Genomic DNA, 15,886 nt, shown 5'->3' with positions numbered 1-15,886 from the left:
CTCCTCAGAAGCCCAGCGGCCCGCGCGCGAGCGACAGATCGAGCACGAGGTGGAAAATGGTGTAGATGCCCAGCGAGATCCCGACGCCCGTCAGCGCGGCGCCCAGCGGTGCCGAGCCGAGGCGCCAGCTCAGGTAGGTGGCGGCGAGCGCGGTGGCGATCACGAAGCCCAGTTCGGGCAACAGTTCGGCGTAAAGCGCGAGCACCACGATCGCGGCGGCGATCTCGGCGAGGCGGCTAAGGCTCGGCCAATGCGGCGCGGCATCGGGGCGCAGCGCGATCAGCGCCGAGGACAGGCCGAGGATAGTGGCAATGATGAGCGGGAAGGCCTTGGGGCCCACGGCATCCGACAGGAAGCTCTCTTCGATCGCCAGCGCCGCGAAGGCATAGAAGATCGCAAGGGCCACCCCGAATGCACCGAAGATACGGTCAGACATGACGCTCTCCTGAAACGGCGGAAAAGGTGGGGGCGGCACAGGCCCGAGCCGCCCCCGTTTTCAAGTAGCGCGAGAGAGAGCGCTTACTTGATGATGCCGATCTCTTTCGAAATCGATTCGATCTGGGCGACCGAGTCCGAGACGAATTGCTCGAAGGCCGGGCCCTGCAGGTCGAGCGGCGCAAGGCCGTTGGCCTCCATGATGCCCTTCCATTCGTCCGAGGCGTAGAGCGCGCCGATCTTTTCGACCCAGCCGGCATAGGCCTCGTCCGACATGCCGCCCGGCGCATAGAAGCCTCGCCAGTTCGCGCCGATCGCGTCCACGCCCTGCTCCTTCGCGGTCGGGAACTTGCCGAATTCGCCGCCGAGGCGCTCGGGTGCGAGCACCGCGATCACCTTGATGTCGCCCGAGTCGACAAAGCCCTTGGCCTCGGAAATGTCGCCCGTGAAGGCCTGAACCGAGCCCGCCAGAAGTTGCGTCACCGCCTCGCCGCCGCCGTCAAAGGCGATGTATTTGACCGAGCGCACATCCTCGACGCCATAAGCGTTGGCCGCGATCAGCACCTTGAGGTGGTCCCAACCGCCCACGGCCGAACCACCCGCGACCGAGATGGTAGTCGGGTCGGTCTTGATCTGCTCGAGCAGCTCGGGAAGCGTGGTGATCGGGCTGTTCGCCGCCACCGCGATCACGCCGTAATCGGCGCCGACCGAGGCGAGCCAGCGCACCTGGTCCTTGGTGTTGCCCGGATAGGCGCCCTGCGCGAGGCGCGTCGCCGTCGCCGACGAGGCCGCCACGATCAGGTCATTGTTATCATTGCGCTTGTTGACCACCTCGGCATAGGCCACGCCACCACCGCCACCGGCGAGGTTCGAGACCTGCATGGTCTTGTCGATCAGCCCCTGGTCCTGCAGCGACTTGCCGACCTGGCGGCAGGTGAAATCCCAGCCGCCGCCCGGGTTCGCGGGCGCGATGCATTCGGGGTTGGCGGGCATGAAGCCTTCGGCCGAAGCGGTCAGCGCGCTCGCGCCCAACAGCAGGGCGGCGACGGTCAGGCGGGTTGCCTTGATCATGATGAGTTCTCCTCCGTAAGAGCGGCCTTCGGGCCGCGATATCCCCGCCGGCGCATCCGCACTTTGCGGCCTCCACGCGCTCGGCTATGACTGGGATTACCGCGCCAAGCTGTCGCGAAGCTGTCATCGGCCCGACAGGCCGGCGCGGATCGGGGGGAAAGATGCGAATCCTGATCGTCGAGGATGCGATGGACATGGCCGAGGCGGTGGCGATCCGGCTCGGGCGGGCGGGCATGGCCTGCGACATCGCCGAAAGCTGCGAAGCCGCCTGGGATCACCTCGCGGTGCAGAGCTATGACGCGCTGGTGCTCGATATCAACCTGCCCGACGGCACCGGCACCGAGCTTCTGGCGCGGCTGCGTGCTCGCGGTGATCGCACGCCGGTGCTGATGCTGACGGCGCTGTTTTCCGTCGATCAAAGGGTCTCGGCGCTGGATCTGGGCGCCGACGACTACCTCGTGAAACCCTTCGACCAGCGCGAGCTGGAGGCCCGTCTGCGCGCCCTGATCCGCCGCGATGCCACGCAGAAAAGCGATGCGATCCGGCTTGGGCGGCTGGAATTCTCGCCCGCGACGATGACCGCGCGGCTGGGCGACGACCCGCTCGACCTGACCCGGCGCGAGGCGGCATTGCTGGCGCTGCTGCTGCGCCATCAGGGGCAGGTGATCTCGAAAGAGCGCCTTTATGACGGGCTGTTCACCTTCAACGATGCCGATGTCGGGCTGAACGCGATCGAGCTGTATATCGCGCGGCTGCGCAAGAAGCTCGCGGGCGCGGGCGTGACGATCGAGACCCAACGACGGCTCGGCTACCGGATTGCCGCCAATGGCTGAGGCCGCCCCCCTTCCCCGCGCCGAACGCTCGCTGGGCCTGCGCGTCGCGATGGGGGTGCTGTCGCTTTTGCTGGTGGGGGGCGTCGTCGTCGCGCTGGCCAGTTTCGGCTATGGGCGGCAGGCGGCGCGCACCGCTTTTGACAGGCTGCTGCTGGGCGCGGCGAATGACATTGCCGAGACGATCATCATCGAGGCGGGCGAGCCGGTGGCCGACCTGCCGGTCTCTGCGTTCCAGTTGCTGGGCCTCGCGGCGCAGGACCGCATCGGCTATGCGCTGCGCGATGCCGAGGGGCGGCTCCTGACCGGGCACGCCACCGTGCAACCCGCCCCGCCCGCCCGCAGCCAGCCCGGTCGCCCCGCGTTTTTCGACGGCACGCTGCAGGGCGAGGCCGCGCGCTTCGTCACCCTCACCCGCCGCTTTGCCGAGCGCGATTACTCGGGCGCGGTGACGGTGACAGTGGGCCAGACGCTCTTGGCGCGCAACGACATGGCGCTGGGGCTGACGCGCAACGCGCTGATCGTGACGGCGCTTGGCGGCATCGCACTGATGGTGCTGGCGCTGGTGGTGATCCGGCGCGCGCTGCGCCCGCTCGACCGGATCGCGGCCGAATTGCTCGCGCGCGACCCCTACGACCTGACGCCTATGGAGGCGCCCGTGCCCGCCGAGGTGGGCGTGATGCTCGGCGCGATGAACCGCTTCATGCGCCGCCTCGACCGGCAGGTGGGCTCGATGCGCAACCTGATTTCGGACACGGCGCATCAGTTGCGCACGCCGGTCGCGGCGCTGCGCGTGCAGGCCGAGCTGGCCGCCGACGAACCCGACGCGGAGAAGCGCGGCCAGATGCTGGAACGGCTGGCGCGGCGCAGCCGGTCGCTCGGCGAGTTGCTCGACCAGATGCTGTCACGCGCGCTGGTTATTCATCGCACCGACTCGGTGCCGCGCCAGCCCGTCGACCTGCGCGACATCGCGCTGGCGGTCTTCGAGACGCAGGACCACGAGTTGCTCGCGCCCGGCACCGCCGTCGAGCTGGAGATCGGCCCCGACCCGGTCGAGGTTCTGGCCGATGAGATGTCGCTGATCGAGGCGGCCAAGAACATGTTCAACAACGCGCTGCGCCATGGCGCGGCGCCGGTGCGGATCGGCGTCGAGGCGCAAGACGGGCGCGCGGCGCTCTGGGTCGAGGATGCAGGCCAAGGCCCGCCGCCCGAGCTTCTGGAGCGCATCGGCGCGCGGTTCGAGCGCAGCGCAGCGTCACGCGGGCAAAGCGCGGGGCTCGGCCTGTCGATCCTGCGCGCCGTGGCCGAGGCCTTCGAGGGCGAGGTGCGCTTCGGCCATAGCGCAGTGGGGTTCCGCGTCTCGCTGATCCTGCCGCAGATGACGGAGGCCTCCCGATGATCCGTGCCGTTCTGTTGGCCCTTGCCCTGCTCACGCTGCCCGCGGCCGCACAAGAGGCACGGACGCGCTTTGGCGCGGATGGCGCCACCGCGATCCGGCTGCGTTCGACCACCGATATCGCGATCCTCGGGCCGACGCTCGAGGCCTTTGTCGCGCGCAATCCGGGGCTTGCGGTGGATTACGAGCAATGGGGTTCGAACGACCTTTACGCGCTGGCGCTGCAGGACTGCGAGGCGGGCCGGAGCGGTGCGGATGCGCTCTTGTCCTCGGCGGTGCATCAGATGGTCGAGCTGGTGAATTTTGGCTGCGCGAGCCCCTATCGCTCGGCGGAAACGCTGGCCTTGCCCGAGGCCCGGCGCTGGCGCGACGAAATCTGGGGCATCACCCATGAGGCCGCCGTCATCGTCTACAATCGTGCGCTCCTGCCGCCCGAAGACGTGCCGCAGACGCGCTTCGACCTGCTCGATCTGATGCGCCGCGATGATCCCCGCCATCGGGGCCGGATCGCCACCTATGACATCGAAGCCTCGGGGCTGGGCTACCTGTTCGCCTATGCCGACAGCCTCGAAGCCAGCACCTTCGGCGCGCTGCTCGAAGGGTTCGCGCGCGCGGAAGCGGTGGCGACCTGCTGTTCGGCCGAGATCATCCAGGGCGTGGCCGAGGGTCGCTATCTGCTGGCCTATAACGTGCTTGGCTCCTACGTCGAAGCGAACCGGCGCGACAGTGTCGGCGTGGTGCGTCCGCGCGATTACACGCTGTTTCTGTCGCGCGCCTACATGATCCCGAAAGGCGGCGCGCCCGAGGCGGCCTTGCTGCTCAACTTCCTGCTCTCGCCCGAGGGCCAGCAGCGGCTGACCGAGAGCCGGCTGACAGGCCCCGGGCGCGACCCGGACACCAGCGGGTTGCCCGAAAGCGCCGAGCGCCCGATCCCGATCAGCCCCGAGCTGCTGGTGGCGCGCGACGCGCAGAAACGCGGCCGCTTCATCGCGCGCTGGCGGGACACCTTCGGACGTGCCGCGCTGCCCTGAATGCGGGGCTGGCCTCCGGCCCGAATCCCAAGTAAAAGCCGCGCAACACGGGACAAAAGGGATCTGACATGGCGCGGCACCTCATCACCTCGGCTATCCCCTACATCAACGGTATCAAGCACCTGGGCAACCTTGTCGGCTCGCAACTGCCCGCCGATCTGTTCGCCCGCTACCAGCGCGCGCGCGGCAATGAGGTGATGTTCATCTGCGCCACCGATGAACACGGCACCCCCGCTGAACTCGCCGCCGCCAAGGCTGGCAAGCCGGTTGCCGATTACTGCGCCGAGATGCATGACGTTCAGGCCGAGATCGCGCGCGGCTTCCGCCTGTCGTTTGACCATTTCGGTCGCTCGTCCAGCGCCCAGAACCGCGCGCTGACCCAGCATTTCGCCAAGCAACTCGCCGAAAACGGGCTGATCCGCGAAGTCACCGAACAACAGATGTATTCGGTGGCTGATGGCCGCTTCCTGCCCGATCGCTATATCGAGGGCACCTGCCCGAACTGCGGCTATGACAGCGCGCGCGGCGATCAGTGCGACAATTGCACGAAACAGCTCGATCCGGTGGACCTGATCAACCCGCATTCGGTGATCTCGGGCTCGACCGATCTGGAAATGCGCGAAACCAAGCACCTGTTCCTGCGCCAGTCGGCGATGAAGGACAAGCTGGCGGAATGGATCGACAGCAAGGCCGACTGGCCGGTGCTGACCACCTCGATCGCGAAGAAATGGCTGTTCGACGGCGAAGGCCTGCAAGACCGTGGCATCACCCGCGACCTGAGCTGGGGCGTGCCCGCGCAATTCGAGGGCGCGCCCTGGGCAGGCATGGAGGGCAAGGTCTTCTATGTCTGGTTCGACGCGCCGATCGAATATATCGCGGCGACGCAGGAGTGGGCCGACAAGACGGGGGGCGACTGGGCACGCTGGTGGCGCACCGACAAGGGCGCCGACGACGTGACCTACACCCAGTTCATGGGCAAGGATAACGTCCCCTTCCACACGCTCTCCTTCCCCTCGACGATCCTCGGCTCCGACGAGCCCTGGAAGCTCGTGGATTACATCAAGTCCTTCAACTATCTGAACTATGACGGCGGCCAGTTCTCGACCTCGCGCGGGCGTGGCGTGTTCATGGATCAGGCGCTCGAAATCCTGCCCGCCGATTACTGGCGCTGGTGGCTCCTGAGCCACGCGCCCGAAAGCTCGGACGCGGAATTCACCTGGGACAACTTCCAGGGCTCGGTGAACAAGGACCTCGCCGACGTCCTGGGCAATTTCGTCAGCCGGATCACCAAGTTCACCCGCTCGAAATTCGGCGAGGCTGTGCCCGAGGGCGGCAGCTGGGGCGAACAGGAGGCCGCGCTGATCGAAGAACTGACCACGCGCATCCGCGCCTACGAGCAGTTCATGGAAGAGAAAGAGGTCCGCAAGGCGGCGAGCGAGCTGCGCGCGATCTGGGTCGCGGGCAACGAATATCTGCAGGCCTCGGCGCCCTGGTCGGTGTTCAAGACCGACCCCGCGCAGGCCGCCGCCATCGCGCGCCTCGCGCTGAACCTCGTGCGGCTCTACGCGGTGCTCTCGGCCCCCTTCATCCCCGATGCCGCCGAAGGCACGATGGGCGCGATGCACTGCGACGACTGGAGCTGGCCCGGCGATGTGAAAGCCGCGCTCGAGACCTTGCCCGCAGGCCACGCCTTCACCACGCCCGAGGTTCTGTTCCGCAAGATCGCGGATGAAGAGCGCGAAGACTGGCAACAGCGCTTCGCCGGGATCCGGAGCTGAGAAAGGGGGCGCTGCCCCCTCTGGCCTCGCGGCCATTCACCCCCAGGATATTTCAGGCAAAATGAAAGCAGGGGGCCGAGCGAGCCCCCCTGTTTCTTCTTGGTGCAAATACGCAAATTCCACATCTGCCGCCCGGGGCGGCATTCCGGTCATTGCAGGGACTTTGTCGAGGCTTGCCATTCCTCGAGTGCGGGGTTGGTTTCTTCGGGCAGGGTCTCGGCCGGGGGCGTGACGATCGCGCGGGTGCGGAAATAATGCGCCTCGCGCGCGCCGAAGTAGAAGCCGACGATCGCGCCGAGGAGCCACCAGAGTGGCTCGGGAACGTAATTGAGGCCCACCATCCGGCGCGCGAAACCGATCGGGTCGATCATCGCATAGACGAAGAGCCCGAGCGTGCCGAAGGCGAGGAAGGGGCGCGGCAGGCGGTTCAGCCCGTTCACGAAGCGATCGAAGACCCCGGGGCGGACGTATTCGAACTCGGCACCATGTTCCTCCATCGCGGCGATATAGGCCTGATGCGCGGCCTCCATCTTTTTCGTGGCATTCGGGATGAACACCTCGGCCACGCCGGTCGCGGCCTGGCCGAGCGCGCTGGTGCTCGCTGCAGTGCCAAAGATCTTGCCGATCAGCCCCATGCCGAGACCCTCTCGCGGTGCTGCGCGTCGCTGAGGTGGAAGCGCGGCGAGATGAACTCTTCGGCGCGACGGATCCAACCGCCCTTGCTGCCCGCGCGGGTGCGCGCGAATTTGCGGCTGGCGGGGCGGGCATCGGCGAGCGCGTAGTAATAGTTGCGCCGCGCGATCCCGTAGGCATCGGCGAAATGCGCGGGCGCCTCGGCGAAGGCCGCACGCGCGGCTTCGATCGTCTCGGGGCCGATCGCGCCATCGACGGTGACGCCATGGCCCATGCGATTGAGCAGACGCTGCAGGATCACCACCGCATTGGCGCCCGCGTTCACATACATGTCGAAGACCGAGGGCCGGATCGCCTCGGGCAGTTCGGCGATGCGCGGGCGCTCGTAGTAATGCGTGACAAAGATTTCGGCGGCTCTTTCGCGATTCAAGAGCCGCAGGTCCCAGTCGGTGACCTTGCCGTCGCCCGAGAGGTCGATGCCGAGGCGCTGCATCGTGGCCAGCGTCACCCCGTATTTCGTCGCCCCGCCCGGATCGTCGGGGTCGTTCACATAGCCGCCCTCGCGGGCGACGATTTCATTGGCGATGTCCTGAACAGATTTCATGTGTCATTTCCCCAAGGCTCCCCCGGGGAAATGTCTGAAACTCAGGTTAACGGTGCTGGAACGCGCCGTGCGGTCAGGAGTTGGGCTCCTGGTAGACGCCCTGCTCCTTCAGCGCATCGACGACTTCCTTCGGCATGTAGCTTTCGTCGTGCTTGGCGAGGATCTCGTCGGCGACGAAAATCTCGCCTTCCATCTGGCCGGTGCCGATCATGCCCTGGTTTTCGCCAAAGAGGTCAGGCAGCACGCCCGAAAAGCGCACCGGAACAACCGCGCCGCCATCGGTGACGTTGAAGGTGACGGTCTCGCCCTCGCCGCGCACCAGAGAGCCCTCTTCGACGAGCCCGCCGAGGCGGAACACCTCGCCCGGCTTCGGCGGCTCTTCGTAGACCTGGCTCGGGGCGCGGAAGAAGTTGATCCCGTCCTTGAAGGCCGTCCCGATCAGCCCGGCAGACACCGCCAGCGCGACAGCGGCCAGGGCCAGCACCTGAATGCGGCGTTTCTTCTTGAGGCTCTTCATTCGCGTTTCCTCCTCGTAGCGGGCCTGCTCTAGCCCGTTGTGGCGCGGGCGTCCCTGACTTCGGTCAAGGGAAGACCGGCGCCAGCATCAGCCCTTCGGTTTCCTCGAGCCCAAGCATCAGGTTGGCGTTCTGGATCGCCTGCCCCGAGGAGCCCTTGCACAGGTTGTCGAGCGCGACGATCACCACCGCCCGGCCCGGCAGCCGGTCGCCAATAACGCCGACATGGACGAAATTGGAGCCCGCGATCGAGCGTGTCGAGGGGAGTGCGCCGAAAGGTAGCACCTCGAGGAAGGTCTCGTCGGCGTAACGCGCGGTCAGCGCGGCGTGGATCTGCGCCGGTTCGCCACGCACATAGACCGTGGCGAGGATGCCACGGTTGAAGGGCATCAGGTGCGGCGTGAACTGCACGCGCACGTCGCGACCAGCCAAGAGACTGAATTCCTGATCAAATTCGCCAAGGTGGCGATGCGCGCCGCCCGCCGAATAGGGATGCGTGCCACCCGACAGCTCGGCGTGCAGCAGGTTCTCCTTGAGGCTACGGCCCGCGCCCGAGACGCCCGCCTTGAGGTCGATCACAATCTCGTCAAAGTCGATCACGCCCGCCTCGATCAGCGGCCGGATCGCATATTGGCCCGCCGCCGCGTTGCAGCCCGTGCCCGCAACCAGCCGCGCGCCGCGAATCTCATCGCGGTAGAATTCGGTCAGGCCGTAGACGGCCTCTTTCTGAATCTCGAGCGCCGAATGCGGCTTGCCGTACCATTTTTCGTAAGCCGCCGGGTCGCGCAGACGGAAGTCGGCCGAAAGATCGACGATCTTCAGATCGCGCGGCAGTTCCGCGATCACCGCCTGCGAGGTCGCGTGGGGCAGCGCGCAAAAGGCCAGATCCACGTTCGAGAAGTCGATCTCCTCGATCTTCTGCAGGTCCGGCAGGCCGAGATGGCGCAGATGCGGGAACACATCGCCCATCGCCTGCCCCGCCTTGCGGTCGCCCGACAGCGCGACGATCTCCATACCCGGATGGGTGGCGATGATCCGGGCCAGTTCCGCGCCGGTGTAGCCCGACGCGCCCAGAATTGCGATTTTCTTGGTCATGACATTCTCCGAAAAGACGGCGTGTCAGGCTTGCTGGAACTCGACCTTGCGACGCAGGAAGCGCGTCGCGTGGTTCGAGACCTTGGCCGGGTCGCCGGTGGTCAGGAATTTGCGTTCGGTGCCAGGCCCGATCATCTCGGGGTGACGCTTGAGATAGTCATCAAGCGCCTCGGCGACCAGATTGGCCTGGCTGTAAACCTTGACATGGGCGCCCAGCGCCTCCTGGAAGGTTTCCTGCATCAGCGGATAATGGGTGCAGCCCAAAATCGCCGCCTCGGGCTCGGGCATGCGGCGCTTGAGCGCGTCGACATGGGATTTCACCAGAGCCTCGGCCAGAATGTCATCGCCCGCCTCGATTGCATCGACCACGCCGCCACAAGGCTGCGCCTCGACATCGACGCCGATCGCGCGGAAGGCCAGCTCGCGTTGAAACGCGCGGCTTGCAACGGTGGCGGGCGTAGCGAACAGCGCCACATGTTTCACCTCGACCTCGCGCGGCGGGCTGTTGTCGCCCCATTTGCGCTCGGTCAGCGCCTCGATCATCGGCACGAAGACGCCCAGCACACGCTTGTCTTTCGGCAGCCAGGTTTCCTGCATCCGCTTCAGCGCCGCCGCCGAGGCCGTGTTGCAGGCCAGGATCACCAGATCGCAGCCCTCCTCCCACAGCCGCTCCACCGCGGCGCAGGTCAGGTTGAAGATATCGTCCGAGGTACGCACGCCATAGGGCGCATGCGCGCTATCGGCGAAATAGACGAAAGGCACGTCGGGCAACCGCTTGGACACGGCGTCAAACACGGTCAAGCCACCCAGCCCCGAGTCAAAAACGCCTACCGCCATCGCCTGCTCCTCCGATCGCCGATCCCGCAATTCGCGCGGGGTGACGCCCGTCATACGCCGCTTGCGCAACGAAACAAAGGGCCGAATTTTCTCAACCGCCAGCTTGGCGATCAAAAAGCGGCGCGTGAACAGGCAGATACCGGAAAAACGCATCGAAGGCGCGTTTTAGGGTGCGGAACCGTCCCATCCCTGACGCAGCGTCACTGAATTTTCACCGAAAGTGGTTTGTTAAGGGCTACTGTTAACGATAAAGCACTTGCCGGTTCCACGGCTTTGCACCGTAATGCCGCCAACAGGATAAAGCCGATGGATTGGGATAAACTCAGAATCTTCCACGCGGTGGCCGATGCGGGCTCGCTGACCCATGCCGGGGAATCGCTCCATCTGTCGCAATCCGCCGTGAGCCGGCAGATCCGCGCCCTCGAAGAGGCGCTCGGAACCACCCTGTTCCATCGCCATGCCCGCGGCCTGATCCTGACTGAACAGGGCGAATTGCTGTTCGATGCCACCTCTGCGATGGCGAAAAAGCTCGACAGCGCGGCGGCGCGCATCCGCGATTCCGAAGAAGAGGTCTATGGCCATCTGCGCGTGACGACCACGGTCGGCTTCGGCACGCTCTGGCTCGCGCCGCGCCTGACCAAGCTTTACGAGCGCTACCCCGACCTCAAGATCGACCTGATGCTGGAGGAACGTGTGCTCGACCTGCCGATGCGCGAGGCCGATGTCGCGATCCGGATGAAGGAACCCGCGCAGGCCGACCTGGTGCGCAAGCGGCTCCTGAATATCCGCATGCGTTTTTACGCGACGCCCAGCTATCTCGAACGGATGGGGCGCCCCAACTCGCTCGAAGAACTGCGCGGCCACCGGCTGATCTGCCAGAGCCCCGACACGGCTCAGGTCTCCGAAGGCGCGCGCCTCGTACAGCAGGCGATGGCCCATGACCTGCCCTCGACGCTGACGGTGAACAACTATTTCGGCGTGCTGCAAGGTGTACTGAACCATCTCGGCATCGGCATCCTGCCCGACTATCTGACCGTCGATCACCCCGGCATCGAGCGCGTCCTGCCCGAGATCGAATCTGGCGAAGTGCCGGTGTTCCTCGCCTATCCCGAGGAACTTCGCTCGTCGCGGCGCGTCACCGCCTTCCGCGATTTCATCCAGGAACAGATTCTGATCTATCGCCGCCAGCAGATGGGCGAAACCGCCCCCGAGTAACCCCGGCGCGGCAAGCCATGTCCTCAGCGCATATCGGTCATGCTGCACCTGCGGCATGAATCTTCTTGATCGATTCACAACCTGCCCATAAATGCGGCGTCAGAGATGATGATCAGAGGAAACTCTCATCATTTCTACCTCCCTGTTGGACTTTGGCCGAGCTTTGCTCGGCCTTTTTTTTGCCCGCGGCTAGGATCGCGCGCATTTGCCCCCTGATTCTGGGCCGATCAGCTCGCAGGGCGCAGTTGCAAGCGGCTCCCGCCCTGAAAAACCGGGGGAAAACCGCATCTGCGAGGCCCTCCACCCCTTCCCCCCTTGCCCGTCATGGCCTAAGAGAGCGCAAAACCCGCGCTTCCGGAGGATGTCATGGACGAGCCGCAAATCACGCCCGACCTCGTTGCCGCCCACGGGCTCAAGCCCGACGAATACGAGCGCATCCTCGAAATCATCGGCCGCGAGCCCTCGTTCACCGAACTGGGCATCTTCTCGGCGATGTGGAACGAGCATTGCTCCTATAAATCCTCCAAGAAATGGTTGCGCACGCTGCATACCACCGGCGAGCAGGTGATCTGCGGCCCGGGCGAGAATGCGGGCATCGTGGATATCGGCGATGGCGACGCGGTCGTCTTCAAGATGGAAAGCCACAACCACCCCTCCTACATCGAGCCCCATCAGGGCGCGGCGACGGGCGTGGGCGGCATCCTGCGCGACGTATTCACCATGGGCGCGCGCCCGATCGCGGCGATGGACAGCCTGTCGTTCGGCCTGCCCTCGCACCCGAAAACTCCGCATCTGGTCAAGGGCGTGGTCGAGGGCGTGGGCAGCTATGGCAACTGCTTTGGTGTGCCGAACGTCGGCGGCGAAGTCCGTTTCCACAAATCCTACAACGGCAACTGCCTTGTGAACGCCTTTGCGGCGGGCCTCGCGCGGACCGACAACATCTTCTACTGCGCCGCCTCGGGCGTCGGCATGCCGGTGGTCTACCTCGGCGCCAAGACCGGCCGTGACGGCGTCGGCGGCGCCACCATGGCCTCGGCCGAATTCGACGACACGATTGAGGAAAAACGCCCGACCGTGCAAGTCGGCGACCCCTTCGTCGAGAAAACCCTGATGGAAGCCTGCATGGAGCTGATGCAGACCGACGCCGTGATCTCGATCCAGGACATGGGCGCGGCGGGTCTGACCTGCTCGGCCGTGGAAATGGGCGACAAGGGCGGGCTTGGGATCAAGCTGCAGCTCGATAACGTGCCGCAGCGCGAAGCCATGATGACCGCCTACGAGATGATGCTCTCGGAAAGCCAGGAGCGGATGCTCATGGTGCTCAAGCCCGAGAAAGAGGCCGAGGCCCGCGCCATCTTCGAGAAATGGGATCTCGACTTCGCCATCGTCGGCGAGACCATCGCCGAAGACCGCTTCCTGATCCTGCATGGCAATGACGTGAAGGCGGATCTGCCGCTGTCGAAGCTGTCCTCCTCGGCGCCCGAATACGATCGCCCCTGGGTGGAAACGCCCGTGGCCGCGCCGCTGACCGCCCTGCCCGAGATCGGCGCCATCGACGCGCTGAAAGCGCTGATCGGTTCGCCGAACTATGCCGCCAAGAACTGGGTCTTCGAGCAATATGACACGCAGGTCATGGCCGATACCGTGGTGCGTCCGGGCCTTGGCGCCGGCGTCGTGCGCGTGCATGGCACCGACAAGGCCGTGGCCTTCACCTCGGACGTGACGCCGCGCTATGTGCGCGCCAACCCCTACGAGGGCGGCAAGCAGGCCGTGGCCGAGGCCTATCGCAACCTCTGCGCCGTGGGCGCGCTGCCGCTGGCCACCACCGACAACCTGAACTTCGGCAACCCCGAAAAGCCCGAGATCATGGGCCAGTTCGTCGGCGCGATCAAAGGCATCGGCGAGGCCTGCAAGGCGCTCGACTTCCCGATCGTGTCGGGCAACGTCTCGCTTTACAACGAGACCGACGGCTCGGGCATCCTGCCGACGCCGACGATCGGCGCCGTGGGCCTGCTGAAATCGCTCGACGACCTGATCGGCGGGCGCCCCGAGGCGGGCGACATCGCGCTGGTGATCGGCATCACCCATGGCCATCTTGGCCAATCGGCGCTGGCCTACGAGGCGTTCGGCCTGGAAGAGGGCGATGCCCCGCCGGTGGACCTCGAAGACGAACTCAAGCACGGCACCTTCCTGCGCGCCAATGGCAAGCTGGTGAAGGCCGCGACCGACCTCGCCGATGGAGGGCTGGCACTGGCGGCCTTTGAAATGGCCGAAGGCGCGGGTCTGGGCCTGCAACTCGATGCGGGCGATATCGCGACGCTCTTCGGCGAAGACCAGGGCCGCTACCTCGTCGCCTGCGACGCCGACGGCGCCGATGCGCTCGAAGCCGCTGCGCGCGCGGCCGGCGTTCCGATCGACCGTGTGGGCACCTTCGGCGGTGACGCCGTGACCTTCGGCGCGGCTTCGGCACCGATGGCCGAGCTGTCGAAACTCTATCGCACCGCCTTCGCCGACGCGATCGGCGGCTGAGACTTGGCGCGCGGGGGCCCCGGCCCCCGCTCCCCTGCGACCTTTCGCAACTGAAAGTCGTGCCGCGACGCCCCTTGCAGCCCTCGCGTGCGCGGCCTAGATTTCCCCCAAAGGAAGAGGAGACGCCCATGCCGATGGTAGCCGAGGATATCGAAGCCCTGATCCGCGCGGAGTTCCCCGATGCGCAGATCACCATCACCGACATGGCCGGTGACGGGAACCACTGGGCGGCCGAAGTGATTGACGAAAGCTTCCGCGGCAAGAACCGCGTGCAGCAGCAGCGCATGGTCTTTGCCGCGCTGAAAGGCGCGATGGACGGCTCGAACGCTCCGCTTCATGCGCTGGCGCTGACCACCAAGGCCCCCGAATAGGCCCTGACTTCGGTCAAGTCCTCGTCCTGAATTTCATGCCATCTGCGGGTGGCGAAACGCGCGAACACGAAGGAACCTCCCCATGACCGCACTCGATCAGATCAAGGCAGACATCGAAGGCAATGACGTCGTCCTCTACATGAAGGGCACGAAGGAAATGCCGCAATGCGGGTTCTCGAGCCGCGTCGCAGGCGTGCTGAACTACATGGGCGTCGGCTTCAAGGATGTGAACGTCCTCGCCGATGCCGAGATCCGTCAGGGCATCAAGGATTACTCGGATTGGCCGACGATCCCGCAGCTCTACGTCAAGGGCGAGTTCATCGGCGGCTGCGATATCGTCACCGAGATGACCCTCTCGGGCGAGCTGGACACACTTTTTGAGACCGCCGGCATTGCCTATGACAAGGAAGCCGCCGAGCGCATCCGCGCCGCCAACAGCTAAGCCTTCACGGCACAGCATCCCGAAACCCCGCGCTTGCCGCGGGGTTTTTCTTTTGCGCGTTGAAGCGTGTCGCGGGCCGGGTTAGCCTTTGCCGATCACCCGCAGGCCTGCCCGATCCCGGGCCCTGCCGTTCGAGGAGGGGCGATGTCCGCCACCGATTTTCCGCGCAATCCCGGCACCGGGCTGATGCCCGAGTGGTTCGAGGATATCCGCATCAACACGCCCGCCGCCGAGGCCCGCGCGGCCGATCTGGGTGCGCGGCGCTCGCTGAAAAAGAACTTTCAGGCGGCCTGGCTGGTCAATGCGATCCGCTGCATCGACCTGACGACGCTGGCGGGCGATGACACGCCGGCGCGCGTCGCGCGGCTTTGCGCCAAGGCGCGCCGCCCGCTGGCCGATCACATTCTGGCGGGGCTGGGGTTAGAGCAGCTGCACACCGGCGCGGTCTGCGTCTATCCCACGATGGTGGCGCCTGCCGTGCGCGCGCTCGAAGGCTCGGGGATTCCCGTGGCCTCGGTCGCGACGGGCTTTCCCGCCGGGCTGATGCCCCTCGACCTGCGCCTTGCCGAGATCCGCTATGCCGTCGATCAGGGCGCAGACGAAATCGACATCGTCATCACCCGCGCCCACGTGCTGGGCGGCGACTGGGCCGCGCTTTACGACGAGATCGCCGCCATGCGCGAAGCCTGCGGGCCGGCGCATCTCAAGGCGATCCTCGCCACCGGCGACCTGCAGACGCTGAGCAATGTCTATCGCGCTTCGATGGTGGCGATGCAGGCGGGCGCCGATTTCATCAAGACCTCGACCGGCAAGGAATCGGTCAATGCCACGCTGCCTGTGTCGCTGGTGATGGTGCGCGCGCTGCGCGATTATGGCGAGCGCACCGGCCACAAGGTTGGCTTCAAGCCTGCCGGCGGGCTGAAAACCACGAAAGACGCGCTAAACTGGCAGGTTCTGATGAAGGAGGAGATGGGCCGCGACTGGCTGCGCCCCGATCTGTTCCGCATCGGCGCCTCCTCGCTTCTGGGCGATGTCGAGCGTCAGCTCGAACATCATGTCACCGGGCGCTATGCGTCCTCGTCCCGCCACGCGCTTGCCTGAGGG

16 protein-coding genes are annotated in these 15,886 nt (G+C 65.9%); 9 read left to right on the top strand and 7 right to left on the bottom strand.

The genetic code is table 11. The features are described from left to right. Positions 1-4: 4 nt before the first annotated feature. A complete protein-coding gene (locus tag CLN94_RS01030; protein ID WP_096430109.1) occupies positions 5-436 on the bottom strand; it encodes a tripartite tricarboxylate transporter TctB family protein in 432 nt (143 codons plus the stop codon). Positions 437-519: 83 nt separating this feature from the next. Beyond that, the gene (locus tag CLN94_RS01025; protein ID WP_096430107.1) at positions 520-1,506 is read right to left on the bottom strand and encodes a Bug family tripartite tricarboxylate transporter substrate binding protein; all 987 of its coding nucleotides are present in this window, start codon (positions 1,504-1,506) and stop codon (positions 520-522) included. A 161-nt stretch (positions 1,507-1,667) separates the two neighbouring features. Between CLN94_RS01025 and CLN94_RS01020 the strand changes: the two genes are divergently transcribed. From CLN94_RS01020 to metG, 4 genes are all read left to right on the top strand, one after another. Then, on the top strand, positions 1,668-2,339 hold the full coding sequence (locus tag CLN94_RS01020; RefSeq protein WP_096430105.1) for a response regulator transcription factor: 672 nt from the start codon (positions 1,668-1,670) through the stop codon (positions 2,337-2,339). Further along, entirely contained in the window at positions 2,332-3,735 is a 1,404-nt protein-coding gene (locus CLN94_RS01015) for a sensor histidine kinase (RefSeq protein ID WP_096430102.1), read from the top strand. The genes CLN94_RS01020 and CLN94_RS01015 overlap by 8 nt, the downstream gene beginning before the upstream one ends. Continuing rightward, complete coding sequence (locus tag CLN94_RS01010; RefSeq protein ID WP_096430100.1) at positions 3,732-4,763, top strand: ABC transporter substrate-binding protein; 1,032 nt, start codon at positions 3,732-3,734, stop codon at positions 4,761-4,763. The genes CLN94_RS01015 and CLN94_RS01010 overlap by 4 nt, the downstream gene beginning before the upstream one ends. Before the next feature lie 68 nt (positions 4,764-4,831). Next, positions 4,832-6,541: a methionine--tRNA ligase gene (metG, locus tag CLN94_RS01005; RefSeq protein ID WP_096430098.1), complete on the top strand. Its 1,710-nt coding sequence runs from the start codon at positions 4,832-4,834 to the stop codon at positions 6,539-6,541. Between the two features lie 149 nt (positions 6,542-6,690). On the opposite strand, the gene CLN94_RS01000 is transcribed toward metG, so the two are convergent. The 5 genes from CLN94_RS01000 to murI form a co-directional block, all read right to left on the bottom strand. Further along, entirely contained in the window at positions 6,691-7,176 is a 486-nt protein-coding gene (locus CLN94_RS01000; protein ID WP_096430096.1) for a holin family protein, read from the bottom strand. After that, entirely contained in the window at positions 7,167-7,778 is a 612-nt protein-coding gene (locus tag CLN94_RS00995) for a holin-associated N-acetylmuramidase (RefSeq protein WP_096430094.1), read from the bottom strand. Before CLN94_RS00995 ends, CLN94_RS01000 begins: the two co-directional genes overlap by 10 nt. A 73-nt stretch (positions 7,779-7,851) precedes the next feature. Continuing rightward, positions 7,852-8,295 carry a cytochrome c maturation protein CcmE gene (gene ccmE, locus CLN94_RS00990; RefSeq protein WP_096430092.1) on the bottom strand — a complete coding sequence of 148 codons (444 nt, stop codon included), beginning with the start codon at positions 8,293-8,295 and terminating at the stop codon, positions 7,852-7,854. A 64-nt stretch (positions 8,296-8,359) separates the two neighbouring features. Further along, a complete protein-coding gene (argC, locus tag CLN94_RS00985; protein WP_096430089.1) occupies positions 8,360-9,388 on the bottom strand; it encodes an N-acetyl-gamma-glutamyl-phosphate reductase in 1,029 nt (342 codons plus the stop codon). Positions 9,389-9,412: 24 nt separating this feature from the next. Then, a complete protein-coding gene (murI, locus tag CLN94_RS00980) occupies positions 9,413-10,225 on the bottom strand; it encodes a glutamate racemase (RefSeq protein WP_096430700.1) in 813 nt (270 codons plus the stop codon). 306 nt (positions 10,226-10,531) lie between these two features. Between murI and CLN94_RS00975 the strand changes: the two genes are divergently transcribed. The 5 genes from CLN94_RS00975 (at position 10,532) to deoC (ending at position 15,883) form a co-directional block, all read left to right on the top strand. Continuing rightward, positions 10,532-11,440: a LysR family transcriptional regulator gene (locus tag CLN94_RS00975; RefSeq protein ID WP_096430087.1), complete on the top strand. Its 909-nt coding sequence runs from the start codon at positions 10,532-10,534 to the stop codon at positions 11,438-11,440. Between the two features lie 366 nt (positions 11,441-11,806). After that, positions 11,807-13,969, top strand: a complete 2,163-nt coding sequence (gene purL / locus CLN94_RS00970; protein ID WP_096430085.1) for a phosphoribosylformylglycinamidine synthase subunit PurL — start codon at positions 11,807-11,809, stop codon at positions 13,967-13,969. Positions 13,970-14,097: 128 nt separating this feature from the next. Beyond that, positions 14,098-14,340, top strand: a complete 243-nt coding sequence (locus tag CLN94_RS00965) for a BolA/IbaG family iron-sulfur metabolism protein (protein WP_096430083.1) — start codon at positions 14,098-14,100, stop codon at positions 14,338-14,340. Positions 14,341-14,422: 82 nt separating this feature from the next. After that, the gene (grxD, locus tag CLN94_RS00960; protein WP_096430081.1) at positions 14,423-14,782 is read left to right on the top strand and encodes a Grx4 family monothiol glutaredoxin; all 360 of its coding nucleotides are present in this window, start codon (positions 14,423-14,425) and stop codon (positions 14,780-14,782) included. A gap of 144 nt (positions 14,783-14,926) precedes the next feature. Then, positions 14,927-15,883 (top strand): deoxyribose-phosphate aldolase, encoded by a 957-nt coding sequence (deoC, locus tag CLN94_RS00955; RefSeq protein WP_096430079.1) that lies wholly within the window; start codon positions 14,927-14,929, stop codon positions 15,881-15,883. Positions 15,884-15,886 lie beyond the last annotated feature (3 nt).

It is taken from the genome of Pseudothioclava arenosa, assembly GCF_002358085.1.
GTDB classification, from domain to species: domain Bacteria; phylum Pseudomonadota; class Alphaproteobacteria; order Rhodobacterales; family Rhodobacteraceae; genus Pseudothioclava; species Pseudothioclava arenosa.
This window is presented reverse-complemented; position numbering and strand designations above follow the sequence as displayed.